The sequence below is a fragment of the Nostoc sp. FACHB-190 genome, assembly GCF_014696905.1.
In the GTDB taxonomy this organism is placed as follows: Bacteria; Cyanobacteriota; Cyanobacteriia; order Cyanobacteriales; family Nostocaceae; genus Nostoc_B.
The window spans coordinates 57,071-78,361 of record NZ_JACJQW010000034.1; the positions used below are offsets into that span (position 1 = coordinate 57,071).

General features: G+C 40.0%; 16 protein-coding genes and 1 pseudogene. 6 read left to right on the forward strand and 11 right to left on the reverse strand.

Annotated features, from left to right (window positions below; all coding sequences use genetic code 11):
* Nucleotides 1-2 precede the first annotated feature (2 nt).
* Nucleotides 3-173: pseudogene (locus H6G28_RS27745) on the reverse strand (IS66 family transposase); the annotation flags it as partial.
* A gap of 123 nt (nt 174-296) precedes the next feature.
* On the opposite strand from H6G28_RS27745, the gene H6G28_RS27750 reads away from it, so the two are divergent.
* Entirely contained in the window at nt 297-524 is a 228-nt protein-coding gene (locus H6G28_RS27750) for a hypothetical protein (protein ID WP_190675805.1), read from the forward strand.
* A gap of 1,140 nt (nt 525-1,664) precedes the next feature.
* Entirely contained in the window at nt 1,665-2,834 is a 1,170-nt protein-coding gene (locus H6G28_RS27755) for a competence protein CoiA family protein (protein WP_190675807.1), read from the forward strand.
* A gap of 57 nt (nt 2,835-2,891) precedes the next feature.
* On the opposite strand, the gene H6G28_RS27760 is transcribed toward H6G28_RS27755, so the two are convergent.
* The 7 genes from H6G28_RS27760 to H6G28_RS27790 are packed head-to-tail and all read right to left on the reverse strand — an operon-like array spanning nt 2,892 to nt 12,203.
* Nucleotides 2,892-6,053: an SNF2-related protein gene (locus H6G28_RS27760; RefSeq protein WP_190675809.1), complete on the reverse strand. Its 3,162-nt coding sequence runs from the start codon at nt 6,051-6,053 to the stop codon at nt 2,892-2,894.
* 35 nt (nt 6,054-6,088) lie between these two features.
* Entirely contained in the window at nt 6,089-6,379 is a 291-nt protein-coding gene (locus tag H6G28_RS27765; protein WP_190675811.1) for a type II toxin-antitoxin system RelE/ParE family toxin, read from the reverse strand.
* Between the two features lie 5 nt (nt 6,380-6,384).
* On the reverse strand, nt 6,385-6,714 hold the full coding sequence (locus tag H6G28_RS27770; RefSeq protein ID WP_190675813.1) for a hypothetical protein: 330 nt from the start codon (nt 6,712-6,714) through the stop codon (nt 6,385-6,387).
* Between the two features lie 52 nt (nt 6,715-6,766).
* On the reverse strand, nt 6,767-7,429 hold the full coding sequence (locus H6G28_RS27775) for a Uma2 family endonuclease (protein WP_190675815.1): 663 nt from the start codon (nt 7,427-7,429) through the stop codon (nt 6,767-6,769).
* Nucleotides 7,430-7,487: 58 nt separating this feature from the next.
* Complete coding sequence (locus H6G28_RS27780) at nt 7,488-10,346, reverse strand: DUF1156 domain-containing protein (protein ID WP_190675817.1); 2,859 nt, start codon at nt 10,344-10,346, stop codon at nt 7,488-7,490.
* Between the two features lie 34 nt (nt 10,347-10,380).
* Nucleotides 10,381-10,959 (reverse strand): PIN domain-containing protein, encoded by a 579-nt coding sequence (locus tag H6G28_RS27785; protein ID WP_190675819.1) that lies wholly within the window; start codon nt 10,957-10,959, stop codon nt 10,381-10,383.
* Between the two features lie 32 nt (nt 10,960-10,991).
* Nucleotides 10,992-12,203 carry an ImmA/IrrE family metallo-endopeptidase gene (locus H6G28_RS27790; RefSeq protein ID WP_190675821.1) on the reverse strand — a complete coding sequence of 404 codons (1,212 nt, stop codon included), beginning with the start codon at nt 12,201-12,203 and terminating at the stop codon, nt 10,992-10,994.
* 155 nt (nt 12,204-12,358) lie between these two features.
* Here H6G28_RS27790 and H6G28_RS27795 point away from each other — a divergent pair, with 155 nt between their 5' ends.
* The 4 genes from H6G28_RS27795 (at nt 12,359) to H6G28_RS27810 (ending at nt 14,764) form a co-directional block, all read left to right on the forward strand.
* Nucleotides 12,359-12,547 carry a hypothetical protein gene (locus H6G28_RS27795; RefSeq protein WP_190675823.1) on the forward strand — a complete coding sequence of 63 codons (189 nt, stop codon included), beginning with the start codon at nt 12,359-12,361 and terminating at the stop codon, nt 12,545-12,547.
* A 103-nt stretch (nt 12,548-12,650) separates the two neighbouring features.
* On the forward strand, nt 12,651-12,929 hold the full coding sequence (locus H6G28_RS27800) for a multiubiquitin domain-containing protein (RefSeq protein ID WP_190675825.1): 279 nt from the start codon (nt 12,651-12,653) through the stop codon (nt 12,927-12,929).
* Between the two features lie 9 nt (nt 12,930-12,938).
* Nucleotides 12,939-13,319: a hypothetical protein gene (locus H6G28_RS27805; RefSeq protein ID WP_190675827.1), complete on the forward strand. Its 381-nt coding sequence runs from the start codon at nt 12,939-12,941 to the stop codon at nt 13,317-13,319.
* A complete protein-coding gene (locus H6G28_RS27810; RefSeq protein ID WP_190675829.1) occupies nt 13,316-14,764 on the forward strand; it encodes a ThiF family adenylyltransferase in 1,449 nt (482 codons plus the stop codon). The genes H6G28_RS27805 and H6G28_RS27810 overlap by 4 nt, the downstream gene beginning before the upstream one ends.
* Before the next feature lie 9 nt (nt 14,765-14,773).
* Here H6G28_RS27810 and H6G28_RS27815 read toward each other — a convergent pair whose 3' ends face one another.
* The 3 genes from H6G28_RS27815 to H6G28_RS27825 form a co-directional block, all read right to left on the reverse strand.
* Nucleotides 14,774-15,202 (reverse strand): DUF7680 family protein, encoded by a 429-nt coding sequence (locus H6G28_RS27815; RefSeq protein ID WP_190621056.1) that lies wholly within the window; start codon nt 15,200-15,202, stop codon nt 14,774-14,776.
* Between the two features lies 1 nt (nt 15,203).
* Nucleotides 15,204-18,437 carry an ATP-binding protein gene (locus H6G28_RS27820; protein ID WP_190675832.1) on the reverse strand — a complete coding sequence of 1,078 codons (3,234 nt, stop codon included), beginning with the start codon at nt 18,435-18,437 and terminating at the stop codon, nt 15,204-15,206.
* Nucleotides 18,438-18,634: 197 nt separating this feature from the next.
* On the reverse strand, nt 18,635-21,268 hold the full coding sequence (locus H6G28_RS27825) for a DEAD/DEAH box helicase (RefSeq protein WP_190675833.1): 2,634 nt from the start codon (nt 21,266-21,268) through the stop codon (nt 18,635-18,637).
* Between the last annotated feature and the right edge of the window lie 23 nt (nt 21,269-21,291).

Genomic DNA, 21,291 nt, shown 5'->3' on the forward strand with positions numbered 1-21,291 from the left:
GTTTAATATTGTGGAAGTAAAGAAGGGCGAGACGGAGAATTATTAGAATCAGCAATTAGAACTTGTGCAAAAAAATCAATGACAGACTTACCTTGACGGCAATAAGTCTGTACTACCCTCAACAAATTAGCAGTGTGCTGAAACCGATCCATCGAACGGGAACCACCACTAACTGTGATACTCCCCCTCAAGTGTTCCCTTTGTCAATACTCTGCTACCTTAATCCTTACAAATAATTAAGTAAATAATCGTTACACATTTAAAGAAGATAGCGGCTTTTTCCCTTGGTGATAACTATGCTTCAACGACCTAAGTCTGCATGGATAAAATTTGCATTCATCACTATTATTCTTTGTTACTGTGCATTAGAAAAGCAACAACTATTACCTAAACAACCAAATAAATTAGACAATCACAAAATTACATTAACAGAAACTCAGGCTTCTTGCAAAACAAAAATAATTAATGATAAATGCCTTCAACAAGAATTTCCAAAACGTGTGTCAAATTTAGGAGTTCGTTGACCAGAGATATAGAGACATTTTTCGACAATTACTCAATTTTTTTCGGTTATTGCGGTAGTTTTATGGTAAATATTAAATTTTGATAAAAGACTCGTACGTTTGATTTTGTTGATTGCTCTATCCATGACAAGTGCTTGGTTACAAGGCCAAAAAACTAAACTCCAAATGCTTCAACCCTATATTTGTCGTTCTCAAGAAAAAAGTCAATCTTGTAAACGACATAGCAATTTCTGGATAGGTTTATATAGTTTCAATTGGATAGTTGCTTGGAATGATATCATGTCCGGTAAAAGACTTATCATAAAGACCGCAGGAGGCAAGGGGCAGGGAGCAGGGCTGACAGGTGTAGGTTTTTTATATGGGCATGAGTGGGTACTCTCAAACCCGGTTCTAAACGTGGTTCAAATAACGAAATTTCGTTCTTAGGTGGAAAATCAAAGACTAAAATTTGAGTTTTCAATCAACCCAAAAACCTCATTTCAGCCACGTTTGTAAAATACCTACACCTGTCAGGCAGGGAGCAGGGGGAGAAAGAGTTTTGTCTTTCTGCACAGATGTGTTGAATCATAACTGATTTGCCGGACATGATATGAGTGCCAAGAATAGGTCGAGGAACTGGTCAGTTCAATTCGCAATAAGTAGGCATATTATCAGCGAGCTTTAAAGGCTATGGCTCTTATACAGCAAGCTCTTTAGCCTCTTAGTCGCCCTTTAAAAGTAATCGGTTTTATTTGGGGATATCATTAAACTCGGTTCAGAAATTTATATAAGTAAATCTGCGAGAAAAAACCTAACTATGTTACAGAAGATTAACTAAGCTAAAAGCATCTTTCCTTCTGCCTTCTGCCTCCTGCTTTGTCTTCATGATAAATATTCACGACGACCTACTTAGTGTCATTCTTAGTCATATTCTATTGGGCGTAGTTACAATCGCCACGGGATTATTGTGATTTAATAATGGTTTTAATTTGTTAGAAGTGTCCAATATTGGCGGCTATAAAAGGACACTTTCTCTTCAATCTACTTTGCTCACGGTGGTTGCTTACCAGCTGATTAGTACTGATTGGTCAACTGGAGAATTTACAGAAGTAGTTTGTCCTCACAATTAATTGTCTTACGTAAATTTCAACATTATTACTGATGTGGCATTTTACTTTGCCCATAGAAGCTAGAGGAGTGAAGATTGATTACTCATCAGTAGGTATGGAAAGTCAACTCAGTAAGGGTGCAAGAGACAACGAACTTGTGGAAAAAGACAATAGAACACAAATAATCAAATATCAGTATGCTATAGATTCAAATGAGAAGACTATAAATGTTGAGAATTTATCTGCAAATTCAGAAGTTAGAAAAAAAGTTTTTAGATGTTTATCATGTAACAATATTCTTATTCCTGTTTTAGGGCAGAAAAAAAGAAAACACTTTCGTCACAAATTAGACGTTCAGCTTAATTGTTCTCCTGAAACTTATCTGCATAAATTAGCTAAACTCAAATTTTATGAAGTATATAGTAATTGTATTAAGTACAACCAACCTTTCTGGGTAGATTTTGAAGTATCTCAGATTTGTGATTATTATCAAGTAGATTTTTTAAAAACCTGTAATTTTAATAAAGGTAAACAGAAGTTTAATCTAGTTGAATACTTTAAGAATATTGAGTTAGAGCAAAGAGAAGGGTCTTTTATCCCTGATGTACTATTGACAAGTGCTAAAGGAGATAAAATTTTTATTGAAGTGGCTGTAACACATGAAGTTAGTTTTGAAAAAATTAAGTCCCAACATCGTATTATTGAAATAAGTATTGCCCAGGAAAGTGATATAGAAGTTATCAATAATCAATATTTATTAGAAAGTGAAAAAATTAAATTTATCAATTTTAAAAGAAAACAAATCAAAAATTATTGTCATGGTAGTTGTATAGAGGGAATTCAGCCGTATGCTAAATGTCCTGCCCTGTATAATTTTTTTACTATTTATCCCAATGGTAAAAGTGCAATTATTCAAGAAACTTTAGAATGGTTGCAAGAGAAAATTGAAACTAAATCTTTCATATATCATGAATTAGTTGAAGTTGATAATATTGATAACAGAAGGAATAAAGTTTTTTTAAGAAAGATAGTAGAAGCTTATTTTAATAAACTTTCGGTTAGAAATTGCTATCTTTGCCGTTATCATGGCTCAAATTTTCGTAATTATGATGATAATCCAATTTTTTGCAAATTTTTGAAAAAGACTTGTAATTCAAATGAGGCTGCTAACTGCCAATTTTATAGAGCAGATCCAAAATCTTTTCCGACGTTTGATTCTTGATAATTTAATTTTTTAAAAATAACATTATCAAACTAATAAAATGTTTATATTTGATTGTCAAACTTTAACTGCTTTTAGCAGTTCTTCAAACAAGGGGTCGCCAAAATTCATCAATCTTATAGAAGGCATTTCATCAAAAACATTAGGGTAAAAAGTGACCGTGTAATTCTGCCTTTTATAACTCAGTTGCCAAATTCCCTCAGTCCTTCTCTCAAACTGCACACCATTGGCTTTTAAAATTGCTGAGGATGTGAGTAACTGCTCAATAGTTTCTGGTGTAAAGGGAGCAGGAGTAACTGGTTTTTGAATCTCTGCTAGGTCAGCATCCAAATCCATTGCTACCATTTCCTCAATTGCTAGACGAGGCGGTGGGGTATCTAATACAGAATCGAATTCAGACATTAAAACATCTTCTTCCTCTGGATCTGCGCTCATAGCCGCTTGTTCAATAAAAGTAGGGACTTGCGCTAGAATTGGCTGAAGATTACCAACAACAGTGGCAAAGGCATTAATGCGATCGCGCAATTTTTTATAAACTTTCGCTTCTACCGTGCCATCATAGTAAAAGTTGTGGATTCGCACAGTAGAATACCTTTGTCCAATCCGGTCAATTCTGCCAATGCGCTGTTCGACCCGCATGGGATTCCAAGGCATATCGTAATTAATCAACACACCGCAATTTTGTAAGTTCAAACCCTCAGAAGCAGATTCAGTACATAGGAGAATTTTGATCTCATCTTGGCGGAATCGGCGTTTAATTTCTTCCTTGGGAACTAGACACCACTCCCCATTTTGGTAAAGTTCACCACCGCGACCAGAATAGCAAGCCACTTGGCTACCGTACAACTCCTGTAAAGTATCCCGCAGATAGTCCATTGTATCGGTGTACTGGGTGAAAACGATCGCACTTTCCCGTTCAGTTAATTCTTGGCGGAGAATCTGAATAAAGCGGGAAAGCTTGGTATCTTCTCCTGTATTTTCAAACTGGCGTAATAATTCTTCTAAATATTGAATTTCCTGGGGGTCTACTGGTTCAAAGAAAGATTCCAACCCAGCAATTACTGTATCTTCTGCATCGTCTATATCTGCTAAATCATCGTCACTTAAAACGCTTCCTTGTTGAGTTAACAGGTAGTCCAAACGGCGTTGTAGAGATGATTTAATAGCATAAAATGAACTGGTCAAACGCTTGCGGTAAAGCGTCATCAAAAAACCCAAACAGGAACGCTTATCTTTTTGAGCTAGTCGATAAAAATGACGCACATAATCACTGACAGCTACATAAAGTGGTACTTCCCGTTGTGCTTCCAAAGTAATGGCGTTGTCCTGTACAACTCTGGTGGGAATATCTCGCTCTAGCAGTCCCCGGCGGTAGTATTGTCGTAAAGTGTCGCGGGTGTGGCGGAACATCAAGTCTTTTAAAGGAGTATTCACTGTCAAGTATTGGCGCGAAGAGGTGATAAATTCTTCATCTGCCAATAATTGTTTATGATTAGAAATTTTCTTACCTCGTTGCCAAGTATCTTGCATTTTATAAGCAAGAATGCGATCGCTCTTGGTCAAAAACTGCTCTAACCTAGAACAAGGCTGTCCACCACGCCGAAAATAATCACTGGACATTACTTGCCAAAAAGTCATGACTTCCTGCTTAACAGCACCTTGTAGCGAGGCGAAATAATTGCAGAAGTTATCGCCGTAACTCCAATGCCCCTGCAATCCCAGCAGGTTTAACAAATCAAAAACTTCTATGGCATCAATTTGCATAGGAGTGGCTGAGAGAAGAACAAGAGATTTGGTCTTCTCCTTCAACTGTGTCATTAACTCTAACAGACGGTTGGGGGTTTCCTTGCGGTCTTGGGGACTTTTACGCCTTGCGTGGTGCGCTTCATCTAACACAACTAAATCCCAAGGTTCTGCTTCTAGTAGCTGGCGCATTCTCTCAGTTCTCCGCACCAAATGAGAAGAAGCAAGGATTAAAACTTGAGTATTCCAAGGATTAGCTGCTGCCGGAATAGTGCGCTTGTAAGGGTCTTTAAATTCTGTAGATGTATAACTCCAAAAATGCAGATTGAATTTTTCTCGCAGTTCTTCTTGCCACTGGGGTTGAACACTAGCAGGTGCTAAAACCAGTATCCGTTTCACTTTTTGGGATACCAACAGATAGCGCAGAATTAAACCAGTCTCTATGGTCTTACCTAAACCAACTTCGTCAGCAATAAGAAAACTTTGAGGAAAATTTTGAGCAACGCGACGCAGAATTTTAATTTGGTGTGGCCAAGGTTGAATCGGAATTGATTTTAAACAAAAATCCAAGCAACCGGGATGTTCATGAATATTGGCAAGTTGAGTAAATGCTAATCGTTCTTTTTCTTTATCTTCTGTAGAGATAGTTGATGGTTCTGGTTTTAGTTCCGGTTCTGTTTCTGGTTGTACTTCGTATTCAGTTAATTCTGTTTTTGTCAGAGGTCTAGAGTCAAATTCCGCCTGAACATTCCAACTAGGTTTAGTGGCAGGAGCGTAACGTAATAGCTTTTTCTGTACCGCTTCTGGAACATCAAAAACTCTCACATTAGGCGATACGTCATACCAAAGTTGCTCAAATCTAGCTACTTCTTCTTCAACTCTATCTAGTTCCCTTCCTCCTTCCCAAGAACAGTAAACATGGAAAGATTCTACATTTCCTTCCCAGCCACTAATAGATTCGTTATTGGAACCATTAAATGCTAATTTATCGCCTTTACTATCAGTAAAAATGCCTACTTTTTCGTGAAATATATGCTGTGGATCTAATTGCTGTGTACTGTCTTCTGGTAGCCCATTTTCTTTGAGAGGTACAGCAATTTTAATATCAAGATATTGATTGTGAATTAACCAACTAAGAATTTCAAAGTGTTTAAGTTGGGCAAAGTTTTCTGGGGGTTTTAAATCTGCGTCTAGCCGAGATAGCAATGCGTCTCTAAGTTCGTATCCTTGTTGAATTGCTTGTAAATCCTGTGGGCTAAACTGACAGCCCATAATTAACCGCATTCGCCCCTCGTTGTGCAACATTGCACCCAAACCACGAGCAACTTTACTCAAGATGGCGCTGCTAAAAAAACCTGCTTTGCGGTCATACTGGATAGCACACTCTAAAGCAGGAATGTAGAAATCAGCAATGGTGTTGTGGGTATTGCTGGAGTAACTAATTTTCCAAGGATATTCACGTAAAATTTTTGGCATATTATGCGGTTGTTTATATCCTTTGAAAATTAATATTAACGAGGTCGATTTTCTCGCCCGTGATAGACACGTAAAATAACAACATCATCCTCAAGAATAACGTAGTGAATTATAAAACCGTATTTACCAAAAGAAACTAAAAGTTTTCGTAGTCCTGCTATTTCATCTACAATTGCACCTCGACGGGGATTTTGCTGTAAACTCGCCCCTGAAGAGACAATTGCTTGTACTGCACGGGAAGCTGCATCAGGATTATTAAGTTTGAGAAAATCATAATGACGATTTAAGTCATCAACTGCGCTTAGAGTCCAAACTATCTCGGACATTGGCGTTATTCCTCAGTTCCCAAACTGTCAGCCCATTCGCGTACACGGCTATGCGTCACTCCTGAACCTGTGCGACGGTAAGCTTCGAGAGCAGATAAACTCTGCTGAACCATTTGGGCTTCAGTAAGAGGTTGAAAATTTAATGCTGTGTCTATCTCACCAACCTCAAATGATTCTTCTGTCGTTTGAGTAGCTTGATTTATAAGTAACTGCTCAAAATCTTCTAAATTCCCAGATGAATTAGTCAGCCATGTTAGCAGGAGAGTTTTTACCTGTTCTCCTGGTAATGTTTCAAGATGTTCTAAAATTTGCTGTCTAAGATTGCTTGCTGTCATAAGGTTATTTGCTAAATAATAGTTAACTGTTCGCTGTCAACTGTCAACAAAATTAAAGTTTATTTGGGTCGATTCCTTGCTGTTGTAATAGAGCTAATAAATTTTGCAATTGTTCTTCTGGGGTTTGGTATCTATTGCCATTTTCGTCATACCAAAACAGCCATTCTCTTGTTCTTCCTTGATAAGTACCCTGTTCTCGTCCAATACCTAGCCCAATTTCGGGCATCCAAATTTTATCCCCTGGTTGTAAAATGTATTTACCTTCAACTAAGCGATAAACTTCTAAACGTTGACGCTTACGACGTAGCCGCGTTGGTGCATAAATGACATAATACAAAATTCCTAATTCGGCATAATCGATTTTTTTCTGTTCATATTCGCCGTTGTAAGTTTGAGAAACAACTTCCAAAGCTAAAATTGGTGGGATTCCTTCTTCTTCCCAAAATACATAGCTGGAACGTCCATTTTCACCAACAAAACGTTCTACACCCAAACTCAGAAATCCATCGGGGACTATGGCAGGTTTTAATGGTGTGTAATAAATTCCCATGTTGATACCGAAAAACCAGTCATCGCGGTTTTGCCAGATCGCAGCTAAGATGGCTAACAATAAGTTGGGAATTAATATTTGCAGTTCGTTATCCACAGGGGTATCATCAGAATCGGGTAATTCTGCCGATGAAGGTAGGCATTCTAACGGATTGTAGTTATACATAATACCTTGGTGGTTGACAGTTATCAGTTAACAGTCATCGGTCGTTAGTGAACAGTCATCAAAACAAGCTCATTTGTCCCCCTTCATTTAAGGGTAACTCAGTCTGCACATAAGAGACTTTGGCTTTAATTTCATCCATAGCTAACCACAAATCTAACAAGGCTTTCTCTTCAGAGATGCGTTTCTTTTCATCTTTGATACGAGGAATAACTTTCAAAGCCACTTCAAATGTCCGCATGAATAAATCATTGCTGACTAAGCCTGTGTTTTTCAAAAATCTGCGTACTGGTTCTGTATTACCTTCTTCTTGGTAAAGGGTAATAATTGCGTGGAGTCCATCTACTAAATATCTGGCAGAAAATTCAGTATCAATGACAGAGAATGCGCGTTTTTTTAAGCGTTGTTCTGGAGTGAGTAATTTACAAGAACCACTTCCAGAATCAAGTAGTTTATGTTTTTTGACTAAATCAGAAACATCAAAACCGCCGACTGCTAAAGCCAGTTGTCTAGCTTCATCAAAGGGGAATTCTCGCGCTTCAAAGGTATCCCAGGCTAAAATGTACCATTGGGTTAAGGGGTCGATACCGTTGAAGTCTTTACCTTCTAATAAGTTTTGTAGTCGGTACTCAACAATGGCTTGGCGTACTTCTTCAAATGCAGCTTTGGGTTCAACTGGGTTTCCTGCACTGTCGAGGATGGAACTGTAGCGGGTAAATACGCTTAAAGCACAACCGTATGCAGTTAAGCACAAGTCAATACCGGGAGGTTTAATACGGCGGTGAGGATCTGCGACTCTATCAGCTGCGGGGCGGGAATCTGCGGTGAGTGATTTTTCAATATCTGGTGCTTTTTCAAAGACGATATTTCGCACATCGATACGCACGTCATCCCACCAAGCTTGTCCGGCGTTGGGGTCGCGTTTGCGGCATACTAAAAGCACGGTGCTGGAAACTGCGTTTTTCTGTGCTTGGTGTAAGTTTTGCGGGTTTTCGGTGCTGACTGCCCAAGATGCGGTAATCTCAAAACCAGCATCGATGAGGGATTTGGCTAAGACATCCCACGCGCCGGAGTCTTTGTGATTGAATTGTACTGTCATCACGCCGTCGTCGCGGAGGACTCGGTGGTATTCGGCGAACGCCATCGCCATTTTTGCTTCATAGTCTTGGTTGGCGAGTTCTTCTGGTGATACTCCCATGTTACGGAAGCGAGAAGGATTAGCAACAGCTTCGCGTTCTTTGTCGGTGAGTTCTAAATAGAATAATTGGGGGAAGATGTCGCCAAGGGTGCGTTTGAGCCAGACATAGAAGAAATCTGATAATTCGGCGTATTGAATTGTGGAATAATAAGGCGGGTCTGTGATAACGGTATCAACTGAGTTATCAGGAATGTGAATCAAGTTATCAGCTGATGCTAGGTCAATTTTGATTGATTTGGGATTGTGTTGTTCAATTCCTGGGATACTAGTAGAACTTAGTTTAGTACCAAATAAGTTACACAAATTTTTGTAATCTGATATGAAAACATCAGCAAATGATTGCCATAAATCTCGTGTACCAACTGTTTCTGGATAATTCCACATTAAATTAAGTGAATGTTGTGCTGTAGCTCTTCTAGAACCACCTCTTGGCGAATTCCAGTGAGCTAATCTACAGTTTTCATCAACACATCTGTTTAATAATAAAGCCAAATATGTGATTATTGCTTCTGATTTTTCTGAATCATGCTCTTCTTGAATTAAATCTTTAACTTCATGGAGTATATTCAAATAAATTATTAATGTAAGTAATTGACGGTTATTAAAATAATCTGAATGTGTATTTAAGCCATAATTAAGACACCTATCAGCATAACCATCAAAGATACTTTCTGTGGGTTTAAAAATACTAAATGCTGGCTCATTTCTCTTTTCAGATAATTTTATATCAGCTTTTTTTATTCCCTCATAATCAATTTCTACTGGGACTCGAAACTCTAAATTTCCTCCTAATTTGCGATACGCAATTGAATATACTTGATGCCCTAATCCATTGATTTTAGCATAAGATTTTATCGCTTCATCTTCGATTACACTCCCACAATTAGGGCATCTACCCACACCTCTAGTAACAGTAATTGTGGTATCTGGATCATACTCACCATCATCCGTTTGAATTGTATTTCCCTTCCCCTTCTTACCCTTAACAAGTTCAAAATCAACTCGCTTATTTTCTGGATTAGGGATTGGCTTTACTGCACACCATTTATGTAAATTCTGCTTTTCTGGACGTTTATATAACCACCAATTTGGACTAAGCGGAACAACCGATTCACAATTTGGACAAACAACCGTATGCGCCCATAAATAATTCTGCACAGTTTCCCCTGGTAAAGAAGGGAAAAACTCAGCTAACCTTTTTTCGGCTTCATCTCCTACCCACTTCACCCATTTATCAATATCCTGCTGCAAATCTGGGCCAAACTTTAGCGGATATTCCATCGCCGCCTTCATCGTCACCACCGCCACAGGATTTAAATCAGAAGCCAGCACATTTAACCCATATCTCGCCGCTTCAAACGGGATACTTCCACCACCTGCAAACGCATCTAATACAGTCGGTGTCCTAGTTCCCCAAACCTTTTCACAATAATCCTGCACTTTCTTAATTTGTACAGAATTGGGCGGTGTTTTATATAGCTTTACCTCCTTACCTGGTACTAACCCCAGCAAATATTTAAATTCTTCCTGTGTCACATCTTCAGGTAGTAAAGAAGCCAACACACTGGCGCGACTAAATGACAATGGCTTACGCGAATACCAGCGATGTAATCCTTTAAATGGATTTCCCCCGTGTTCAAAATTCACTTGCTCATTTAATACCTGTACAGGCATCATTTTTTCAATAAAGACGGAGGGGCGTTTGGGGGTTGAGTCGGTCATGGAGTGTTGGTATTACTACAGCTTATTCTAAGTATTATGGATTGAGATAGCTAGAAATGCCATTTTCCTGTGACAAAGGAGAGCAATATCCTTCATTAATCATTTGCGCGTGAATGGCATCAGCAAGAGATAAACAGAGAATTTGGTTTTTAACCGCCTTAACAAGAATACCCAAAGTCCCTGTTAATCTAATCCCCCGTTCCTTGGCGAAATTTCTTGCCATACCATCATCAGAAGCAAAAATCCAGCTACGGTTACGGGCTATAGCCATCGCTTCTGACTCCCCCGCACCAAAGCGTTGACTGTACTCTATTGTTAGTCGTAACTCGATAGCATCGTCATTGGGGTTAACGTCATCTGGAGGTGTTTGTAGCCAACCTTCTTCCAAAGCTTGATTAATCTCCTGCAACTTAGTTCGATTTTGTAAACTGGCAGATGTGGAAGCACTGTTAATTCCAGCTTGAATTTCACGTTGGACAGCCTTACCAACAAAGGCTCTACCAGCGTAGAGCCTTTGGAGGACATAAAAAACCTGTGCAAGAGCAAAATTACTCAGTACAGTGTTATCAAAAATTATTGGCAATGCCTCTGGTTCTGTACTTTTTGATTTCACTATTTTTTCCGTTCAATCTTCACACCAATTTCTTAAGCATTCTCAATATCGCTTAAAAGCTCTAATTCAGAATTGACACCTAAATTAATAGGAATGTCTCTTCTCTTCAATTGCTCCTTTGCTTCTTCCAAGGTAATTTCTAGCAGTTCAGCTAATTTACTTAAGCTGATATAGCCTAATCGGTATGCCTCAAAGTTCATATCTATATACTCATTAGGAAAGTAACTTATTTTTTCCAAGCGAGGCACAGAACGACCAATTTGAGCAAGTAGTTGTTTGGGTTTTTCTTTAGATAGTTTTTGGGCGACACTTTTCTCAATTAATCCAATTTTTTTATCCTCCATACGGTAGATCATCGCTTTGTAGCTCACACCAAAATCCAATGCCAAGTGCATAACAATCTCAGCATTAATATCCCCATTTGATTTTTCTAGATAAGCTGTTAATTTCGGAACTATTGCTTCTTCCGGCATCAAAAAATTCGCAGCAAACCATTGAGCAAAATACTCTTCTGGTTTACGGTAATGACCACTTGGATCACAGGTAATACCTTTTTGCTGACGATGAATCAAATGATGACAATATTCATGTGCCAGTACAAAATTCAGCATATTAGCTGAATATTCTCCAAGGTTTCTTTTCACCAAAATAAAGGAACCAAGGGAAGCTGAAAAGATAAAGCATCCTCCTAATTTGGGTGTTGCCAAATTCCATGCCATCACCCTGACACCTTCGTTTTCCAAAATCTCCCACATATTTTTAATAGGGCTAGAAATTGGAATCCCTAGTCTGGCACGTTCTTGTGCTGCCATCCATTTAGCAGCTGCCGGAGTAGGTTTAAATACGTTATACCGAGGTTCAGTTGAGTAAGGTTCAGAAATACGGTTCAACTTTCGAGCTAGATCCCCAAAGTTGCGGTGAAACTGACGAAATCGCTCAATTTGCTCTTTATCCGGTGATATGTCAACAACTTGGTTGGCACTGAAAAGAATTTGAGTTGGGTCATCCTCCTCAAAATTACTTGCCTCTACTACTCTGGACTCTTCATCAAAGAAAAACAGAATACTCTTGCCAACTAAACGAGAAAACCGTTCGAGTTCCAGACTATCTACCTTGCGTTTGCCACTTTCAATCAAAGACACAGCAGAACGCGGCAGTTCAAGATGCTGTGCCACAGCATCTTGAGACAGTGAAGCCTCTTCCCTGGCAAAGCGAATTCGGCGACCTAGTTCTGCGTAATCCATTCTCCTTGTAACCTAAGCTTTGTTTGATAATCGAACATTCAACCTAATTATAGAACGATTTGACCACAAAATATCTCATTTTGTTGTTGGATTTTAAAACAATATGCTAGACTTTGCTTAGATAAAGTTAGATTATCGAACAAAAAGGAGTATTTATGTCTGACGAACTGAAAAAACCAGGCCAAATCGCACAACAGTCTGGGCAATACGAGATAACTGGGCCGCGTGGTGGTGGGACGGGAGAGGAACGAACTGTAACCAAAGGTGAACCTCTGCCTCCAACTCCACAAGCAGGTCAGCGTTATAAGCTAGTTGACCGTACTAAGCACAAAGGCTCTAAATAGTCCAGTCCTTTTGACGAAACGCTTATTCTTGAGGAGTGCAGATTTACCACTCCTCAATCCTCTCATTGCAAACCTACAAGATTAAATGTACAAGGAGTCTAATATGCAGATTGAATCGAAGCAAGATGCAGGATTATTGGGGAAAAACCCAAAAACAATTACTGTCACTGTCAACGAACGCCCTGTAACCTTCTTGGAGCAAAAGGCTACAGGCTTAGAAATTAAGCAGACTGCCATCAAGCAGGGTGTAGCTATCCAGGAAGATTTCGTACTATTCGAGGTTAAAGGCAATTCTCCTCTCAAACAAATTGGAGACTGCGAAACCGTTAACCTGCACGAGAAGCAAAAGTTCCGCGCCACCGCACCTGATGACAACTCATAGGAGACACCAATGACACCTGAAATTGAACAGGCGATCGCAGAAATTCAGCAAGCTTTTCCTGGACATTCCGTTGAAGTGGAAGCTGAGGCGCAGGGTGGCGCAAACGTCATTGTTCATAATTTACTGATTGGCGAACAGTACGTACCTTCCATAAGCTGGGTAGGCTTTGCAATTTCCTTTCAGTATCCCTATGCAGATGTCTACCCGCACTACATAGATCCAGGGTTGCGCCGGGCTGGTGATTTAGTCCAAGGTGCGGGGTTCTCCTTAGCTAGTTGGCGAGATCGGCAGGTAATCCAAGTGTCGCGGCGTTCCAATCGATGGAATGCTGCCATTGACACAGCTGCAACTAAGTTAACTAAGGTTCTTACATGGTTGAGAAGCCAATGAACAAACCTATTGAAGTCAGAATTGATCGGCCACTTTATCAAAAGCTGCATCAGCATCTTTTTCCTGGCGATGGTGATGAACATGGCGCGGTAATTGCAGCAGGTATTGTAGAAACTCCTCGCGGTATCCGCCTGCTGGCGCGTGAAGTGTTTCTAGCGCAAGATGGGATTGATTATGTACCTGGAACTCGCGGCTATCGTGCTTTAACTGCAAAGTTTGTAGCTGAAATATCAGGTTATTGTGCAGAACAGAATCTCTGCTACCTAGCTGTACACTGTCATGGCGGTACAGACCAAGTTTGTTTCTCAGCTGATGACATGGCATCTCATGAGCGGGGTTACCCGGCACTGCTTGATATTACTCGTGGCGGCCCAGTGGGGGCGTTAGTGTTTGCCAAAAATGCAGTTGCTGGAGATATCTGGACTCCTTCTGGTCGCTTTTCACTCGACCACATGACAATTATTGGCTCACACATTCGCAAACTCTATCCTTCTCCCGAACCTCAATCCAGACCTTCAGATCCAATGTATGACCGCCATGTTCGGATGTTTGGGGATGTGGGACAAGAAATTTTCGCCAATTTAAAGGTAGTAATCATTGGACTTGGCGGTGGAGGTTCGTTGATCAATGAATGGTTGTCCCGTTTGGGAGTTGGGCATATTGTTGCCATCGACTTTGACCGCATTGATTTAACAAATCTCCCCCGAATTGTTGGTGCAACGCACTGGGATGCAATGAGTTGGTTAACTAAACAGCCCATCCCTTGGTTGCAAAAACTTGGTAAGCAGTTAGCTGCTCATAAAGTTCACGTTGCCCGTCGAGTTGCCAAACAAGCTAATTCCTCTATCCGCTATGATGCAGTTGTGGGAAATATAGTTGATGAAGCGATCGCGCGATTGCTGATAGATGCTGATTTCTTGTTTTTGGCAGCAGACTCAATGCAAAGCCGTCTAGTTTTTAATGCGCTGGTGCATCAATACCTAATTCCAGGGATTCAGATTGGTGCTAAGGTTTCTGTTAATAAACAAACAAGGCAGGTAAGCGATATTTTTACTGCTACGAGACCCGTCCTCCCTTACGCTTACGGTGGTTGTCTGCACTGCCATGAATTGATTCCGGCTGCTAGATTACAACAAGAAGCATTAAGTGAACAAGAGCGTCGAACTCAGCGTTATGTTGAAGATGAAGATATCGCTCAACCCAGCGTCATTACACTCAATGTAAATTCTGCTGACCAAGCCATGAACGATTTTATGATGATGTTCACAGGGCTGTATCAGCCAGAAGTGCAACTGTGCCACCAATTAAGATTTGCGCGAGAACGCAACATTTTCAATGTGGAACCGTGTGCTAACGATGATTGCTTAGATTGTAGCAGCAGTTCTCGGAGTCGTCGCGCCAGGGGCGATCGCTATCGTCTCCCCTGCCGAATGCCAAATGTCTAGCAGTTGCAGCTAATCACCAAGCAATACTCTAATCGCTCTCAAAGCCTGATTACGTTTACCATTACTAATTTTGGCAAACCAGTAGTGCGATTCTTCATAACTCATGGCTCTAATCCCTTGAGCAATATTAGCGATGCGCTCCAATTTAGAAAGCGGTTGCAAAGTTTGAAACAGCAACGCCAAATTTATCCCTGATTCCTCATTTAAAACATAGGGAGTTTGGCGATTATGACTTAACGTTTTGGGGTCGTAATTATTCGCTTTCAAACAATCATAAATTGCCTGTTTTACCTGAATTAAAGCATTGCCCTTCAGTCGCCCAATCCGTTTCGCAGAAGGACGCTTTTTTTCGCCGGCTTTTTTATAAGCACATTGATACAACTCCAGGGCAAAGTTATTGTTATCCGTGGGAACTACTCGCAATTGAAACTCTTGCATCTCAGTACGTTACTTTAGCCGTCAAATTCAGCCTATCAACCGGGTTACGATTTAGGGCTTGTTTGATATTACTGATTTCTGCGCCGTTTGTTTGTACTGGAGATGAAAATTTAAAAATTAGCTTCAGGGACACATCAGCTTTTACATCTGGGCTACTTAGTAAGGTGTTAACAGGCCCTTGAAAACTCTGAAATCCTTTGTATGTCCCTTGATACACTAAGCGTGTAAATTGTTCGCCAATAGTAATAGTTGCCGTTTGGTCAATTTGCAAAGGCAGTTTCATCAACATTGGAAAAGCCGTCATCAATTTGCGGTAGTCCATCACTTGTGTAACGGCAAGTTCCAGCGACTCGATACCCTGAACTCCATTGTCTTGGATAAAATCACCTAATTCATTAAATACCCTATCAAGTGTCCCCTCCAAGTCAAATTCTTCCGGTTTGGCTTTAAATAGAGGTGAATCATCCCAGGAATCGCCAGTTTTTTCTTTCCCGTTAGGTGTAGAGGGTGTTCCAGTACCATAAGCCAATATCTTAGCTTGGGTTTCCCTCTCCTCTACTTCGCCATTACCGTAGTCAGCTATAATTTTGAAAGTTGTGGTTTGAGCGATCGCTGTTTCGTACTCATCACTAGGACGAAACTGTTCCCCTGCCAAATTTCCGTCCTGATAAAGCTTAATTGTCAATGCCCCTGATGCTTTCCATCGCACCCGCACGGGTTTAAGCGTATCCGTACTAGACATAACTTGGGCATTCAGTTCAATTTCTCGCGGTTTCGGTGGTTCGAGAATTCCCCGTCGGTAAAGTACCATCCGTTCAGAAAATTCAATGGAGTCGGGTAGGGTAATTTTACCGTCATCGGTTTTAATAAACAGCTTTTCTCCTACCTTCATATCCCAACTGCCAGCCTGCAACCCTTGACGAATAGTATCTCGCAGTTTTGAGATTTCAGCATCGAGGAGTATATTTAAACCCAGGTCTTTGGCGAAAGCCTCTTTCAGTGCTTTGGTTGTCCAATAGGTTAATCCAGATGACCATACCTTCTGCAAAATGTAAGCCGGGGCGTAAGATGGTGCTTCATCAACGCGGATTTTTTGACAATCTTTCAGCGTTTTTAAAATCACATCCTGTTGATTATTTTTACCCTTAACATCACTAGCATCCTGTGCGGATAAGGGATAGTGCATCAATCCCTTGGGAGCTTTTACCGAATCATTAGCTGGGTAAAATAAATGACGATAAGCGTTAGTCAACGATACCCTTACATCTAAATTAAGACTACCTTCTTTCTCTTTAAGTTGCTTTTGTTGATTTTCTGATAAATCTTGCAAGCGATTAGGAGATTTGAGTATATTTTGAATAGCCCGATACTCCCTAGCATTGTCAATTGCTCGGTCTAATTCTTGTCTATTAGCAACTAAAAATAACAACCGATTCCTAAATGTGCGAAACTTACCTGACTCACCTGTTTCATTAAAAATTCTCTCTACAATTGGTGGTGGCCCTTCGGTCGTTGCAGAAATAGTCGCTTCATTAAAGTCAATTAAACACAAGGCAATGCTATCTGAGACATCATCCACATCTGCCGGTGATTCAGGTGCAGGGACTAGCTTGAAGAATTTATCAGCAAAAATGGTATCACGGCGATTTCGCAAATCTTCCTTCGCTTCGCTAATTCCAACTTGAGCTTTTTCTTCAGCAATAATTTTATTAATTGATGGTTCTTCCTTGAAACGAGCCAGAGTTGTCATTGGATCATTTTCTAAGTACCAAGCAACTTCACTCAGTCTTTCTAAAGCGGTATCAACAAAACCAATTTCTAGCCCTGGTGTTAGCAGAGATATATTTAATTCAGCGCGACGAATCCCGGCGGCTGTACCTTGGTTGATGGAATGTAAAAAAATGGTACGTGCTACCCAGGTAGAAAAGGGAGGTTTACCAGCCGCTTTCCATTCTGCATCTTGTAACTGGGCGTGTGCTTCTCTTCCGGTGGCGTTATAAATGTCTGCTTGAATCGCAATACGCATCAAGGGACGTTCTAAACGAGCAGTTAAATCACTGGTGATTTCTTCCTCAATACCTACAGGGATGTGGTGAGAATGAATTAGCGGCATCCATACAGTAGTATCTTCCCAGAGATAACGTATGACTCTAGCAAATAAACGCAAAGCACCTCTAGTGCGTTGGAAGTTGGGAATAGAAGCGATTTTTTTAGTTAGCAGGTTAAATAATTCGGGGTGGAAGGGGTAACTCTGCTCGATACTGTCAGCGTAGCGTGCATCTTTACAACCATCTGGTAAGTTAATGCGACTAGCTTTGTAACTTTGTAAATATTCTCTGGCAGCATTAGCAGCCGCATCAGCTTGAATACTGCTAAATACCCGTTGTTTGACGATATTGTAAATTTCAATATCGGTACTAGGTTTGAGGATGCGTTCTTGACGGGCAGTAGCAGAAATTGCTTCTCTGATTTCCGTAGTCTCTTCGCCAAAACTGTCGCTAGAGGAAGCCAGTGTATAGACAAATACTAAATTATTACAAGCTGCGGCTAAGTCCATCAAGGAGAATAAAAACGCCACAACTTGTTCTGCTAAATCACTGTTACCAACTATGGTGGCTTTAGCTGCTCTCAAATATCTGGCGATTTCATCCAAGATAACTACAGTGGGTTCTCCTTGCATGATCCGTTCCAAAACCACTGTTCCAGGACTAACTCGCTGTTCATCAGAACCTTTAAGTAAGCTATAACCTGCCACACCCCCAATTTGATAAGCAATTTCTCCCCAAAGGGTGTAAGTGGTAACGCCAGTATCCGCATGATAAACGCCGTTAACAGGGTCGAGGTCTTGACAGGCGATCGCAGCTGCTTGAATCGGTCGGTCTGGAATTAAATTCAAATCAGCAAAACGGTCTAGCCCAGAAATGGCTCGCCCGTTTTTGGCAATGTGCCACAAAGCAATTTCGTCGTGGGTTTTACCACCACCAAAGCTGGTTTCTAGTCGAATAATCGGAGAACCAACAGCAGCACCAACTAACCGCCCAAACACTTCCGAAATTAAAGTTTTTAAACCGTCAGTAGCAAAAGTATTGGCGAAAAATGCTGTGGGGTCTTGATATACCTGGGGTGCTTTCCCTTCAACCACAAGTCGTAACTTAGCCGCGAATAATTCGGGAGAGAGTTCCCCTGCTAAAATTTCATCTCTAGGAATGCAAGTTTTGAATACTGACGGAAGCATAGCAATGTGTTGATGATTCGCTGTTGACAGTTAACAGTTGACAGTCAATACCAACTGTTAAAAACTGAGTGTATTTAACAATACACTTAATTGAATTGATTAATTTTATACAAAATTATGATGCTTCGGCATGGGTTTAAGTTACAAATTACAAAAGTCTTTTGGATAGTTGTCATCAAAACCAGACAATCATAGAGTTAAATTAGTGATTCCAGTGATGTTGACCAGCCACAGTTTTTTTGTGAGCAGCCTATGTAAATACCCTTATAGCTTTTGCGTGGAATTGCTTGTTGCTTACAAATTGAACATTGAATATTCGTTAATCTAATTAAAGTGGTCGTATCTTTCTCGTTCATTTTCCTACGAGAATGGTTAGGATTTTTGGAACAAGTAATATAAGCTCCATATTGAGTCAGGCTATATCTGTAAGGTTGTCTACAATCAGGGCATTCGCCAAACAAATTTTCGCCTTGACTGCTTTTATTTGTTATGCAGCCTGGATCTTGTTCAGGTAATAAACGTAAAAAGCTATACAACAATTTTGTAGTTTTTGGTAAATAGATCCGAATGACTGGTGCTAATGATGAATTCGGATTTAAGTATATCCACAAATACTGACTGTCAATACCAACTAAACCAATATTCATATTGGCCTTATTATCCCAAACACGAGTATTTTGTAGCCCAGTAGCGATAGAATTACGGCTTTGACCCGTAATACAAAATCTGACACCACGAGAATTACACTGCTTTAATGTGGAAATAGGAAATGGGTTATTGCTAGTTGAGCTTGACCAAGCTATGGCTATTTCTTCCTTAGTTGCAAGTAAGTCTGAGTGTATTTGTTTTAAAGTATCCTGGCTTTTAGAAAAATAAGTTACTCCTGGTAAATTGCTGAGTGGTTGTAAAGCCCATGTGAGTGATTGCGTATTAGCTTGAGCATAGATACGGTCAACAAATTTGCGAAAAATATTAAAAGAGTCAAGTTTTTGCTGAATATATTGATAATTAAATAAACCAATAAATTTACCTTGCGCTCTACTAACAGCGACATTCGCAAGCCGCATAGCTGTACTTTGTGTTCCACCTGTAACTAATTTTCCTGCTTTAGCTTGCGGTGAACCTTCAACAGCGTCAAAAATAATTAAATTCTGTTCTGCCCCTTGAAACCGATGTACAGTAGCAACTTTTACAGACTTGTCAGTAAGGTGCAAATCTTGCAACAAACCTTGGATTAAACGTGCTTGGGCATTGTAGGGAGCAATGATACCCACACTAGAATTATTAGTTTGGGTACTTTGATAAGCCAGATTGACTGCTAATAAAGCTGAGATGATGTTAAAACGGCTGTGAGACTGCTGTTCTTTAAAGCAAAAAGCCGAAAGTTGGCTCAAATCATATAGTATTAGGGCTGCCCCTGGATGTGGCTGACTCTGGACAATCGGCATTGTCCTTTGCTCTACATCAGAGCCGTCTTGCAGTTGCCCATTGTAAAAAAGCTGATTTGGTATTTTAGAAATGGCTGGATTCATACGGTACTGTGTTTTTAATAGCACCATCCGTGAATCAATTTGACCCTGATTTACCTTTCGAGTAATACCTGCTTCGTCAAAGATATCTCGTTGTAACCATTCCTGCACTGCTTCTGTTTGGGCTTGTGAAATTGGCCCTAATTGACGAAAATCACCAAAAATCGCAATGCGGTGATTAGCAAGGGTGCTGACATAAGCACAGTGAGGAATATAAGCCATACTCGCCTCGTCCACTACTATGGCATCAAAGCGACGTTGGTAAATTTCTTTAGCGATCGCTGCCTTTGATAAAGTGCAGCCAACTACTGTTGCTTGTTTAATCAGTTCAGCTTCTTTCAGTTTCAACTGTTCTTTTAGGGGTTGCAAAGCTTGTTTGACAGTTGTAATCTCATTTTGAATATTCTGGCGTTGCAGTTCGGTTAGCTTTTCAATACGCGATCGCTTAACTAAATCTTTGCGTTGTCTTTCTAAACGTTCAATTTGCTCTATTAATTTTGGATTCTGCTGACGTGCTACTCCTCGAACGTGTAAGTTAGGAAATTCTTCTAGGCTACCAGGAGTTGCAACTCCATAACGCAACACTAAACCATTCTCATAAATAGGCGCACCTTGCAAATACTGGGCTACACTTTTCATAGCTGTATCAACAGCAGTGTTGCTATGCGCTACCACCAAAACTGACTCACCTGCTTGAACTAGTGCAGCTACGGTAATACCCAAAGTTTTAGTTTTTCCTGTTCCTGGTGGCCCCCAAATAAAACTGACTTGGCGATTAAGTACCTTGTCAACAGCAGATTTCTGATATTCATTACAACTTATTGGTTTTTGTAATCGCTGCTCAATTTGATTTAACAGTTTTTGGGTGTTGTTTATTGAAGAGTTGGTTTCACTTTTATCACCTAATAATATTTCTGCTAGGTTTCTATTAGCTCCTTTTAAATTAGAGCTTTCTAGCAAACGCTTTTTAAGTTCTTCCAATAAAAACCAAGGAGAGGTGTAGAGTATAGCTGTAGGAATTGAATCTCCTAAGTTTTTCTGTAATGCCAAAATAATATCAAAGCCTTCAACAGAGACTAAAATACCACTATATTTTTTCTTGTTATACTCTAAATCTACTGGAGTATCATCAGGGAAGCGCAAATCGGTATCTGTTGTAAATGAATATATATATTGACCTCCGCGTTTACCTAACAATGAACCGTCACTCAAGAATGTTTTTTGTCCACCACTTTTTCGTAATGCTTTAATTTCATCTTCAAGTGCTTTATTAAACTGTTGTTGGTATTCTTGATAACTCATAGACGCAACCTTGAAAATCCTAT

Coding starts and splice junctions, on each gene's coding strand:
- H6G28_RS27755 (WP_190675807.1), top strand. CDS start 1,665: ATGTGGCATTTTACTTTGCCCATAGAAGCTAGAGGAGTGAAGATTGAT.
- H6G28_RS27805 (WP_190675827.1), top strand. CDS start 12,939: ATGACACCTGAAATTGAACAGGCGATCGCAGAAATTCAGCAAGCTTTT.
- H6G28_RS27775 (WP_190675815.1), bottom strand. CDS start 7,429: ATGTATAACTACAATCCGTTAGAATGCCTACCTTCATCGGCAGAATTA.
- H6G28_RS27790 (WP_190675821.1), bottom strand. CDS start 12,203: ATGGATTACGCAGAACTAGGTCGCCGAATTCGCTTTGCCAGGGAAGAG.
- H6G28_RS27825 (WP_190675833.1), bottom strand. CDS start 21,268: ATGAGTTATCAAGAATACCAACAACAGTTTAATAAAGCACTTGAAGAT.
- H6G28_RS27800 (WP_190675825.1), top strand. CDS start 12,651: ATGCAGATTGAATCGAAGCAAGATGCAGGATTATTGGGGAAAAACCCA.
- H6G28_RS27750 (WP_190675805.1), top strand. CDS start 297: ATGCTTCAACGACCTAAGTCTGCATGGATAAAATTTGCATTCATCACT.
- H6G28_RS27815 (WP_190621056.1), bottom strand. CDS start 15,202: ATGCAAGAGTTTCAATTGCGAGTAGTTCCCACGGATAACAATAACTTT.
- H6G28_RS27820 (WP_190675832.1), bottom strand. CDS start 18,437: ATGCTTCCGTCAGTATTCAAAACTTGCATTCCTAGAGATGAAATTTTA.
- H6G28_RS27765 (WP_190675811.1), bottom strand. CDS start 6,379: ATGTCCGAGATAGTTTGGACTCTAAGCGCAGTTGATGACTTAAATCGT.
- H6G28_RS27780 (WP_190675817.1), bottom strand. CDS start 10,346: ATGACCGACTCAACCCCCAAACGCCCCTCCGTCTTTATTGAAAAAATG.
- H6G28_RS27810 (WP_190675829.1), top strand. CDS start 13,316: ATGAACAAACCTATTGAAGTCAGAATTGATCGGCCACTTTATCAAAAG.
- H6G28_RS27760 (WP_190675809.1), bottom strand. CDS start 6,053: ATGCCAAAAATTTTACGTGAATATCCTTGGAAAATTAGTTACTCCAGC.
- H6G28_RS27795 (WP_190675823.1), top strand. CDS start 12,359: ATGTCTGACGAACTGAAAAAACCAGGCCAAATCGCACAACAGTCTGGG.
- H6G28_RS27770 (WP_190675813.1), bottom strand. CDS start 6,714: ATGACAGCAAGCAATCTTAGACAGCAAATTTTAGAACATCTTGAAACA.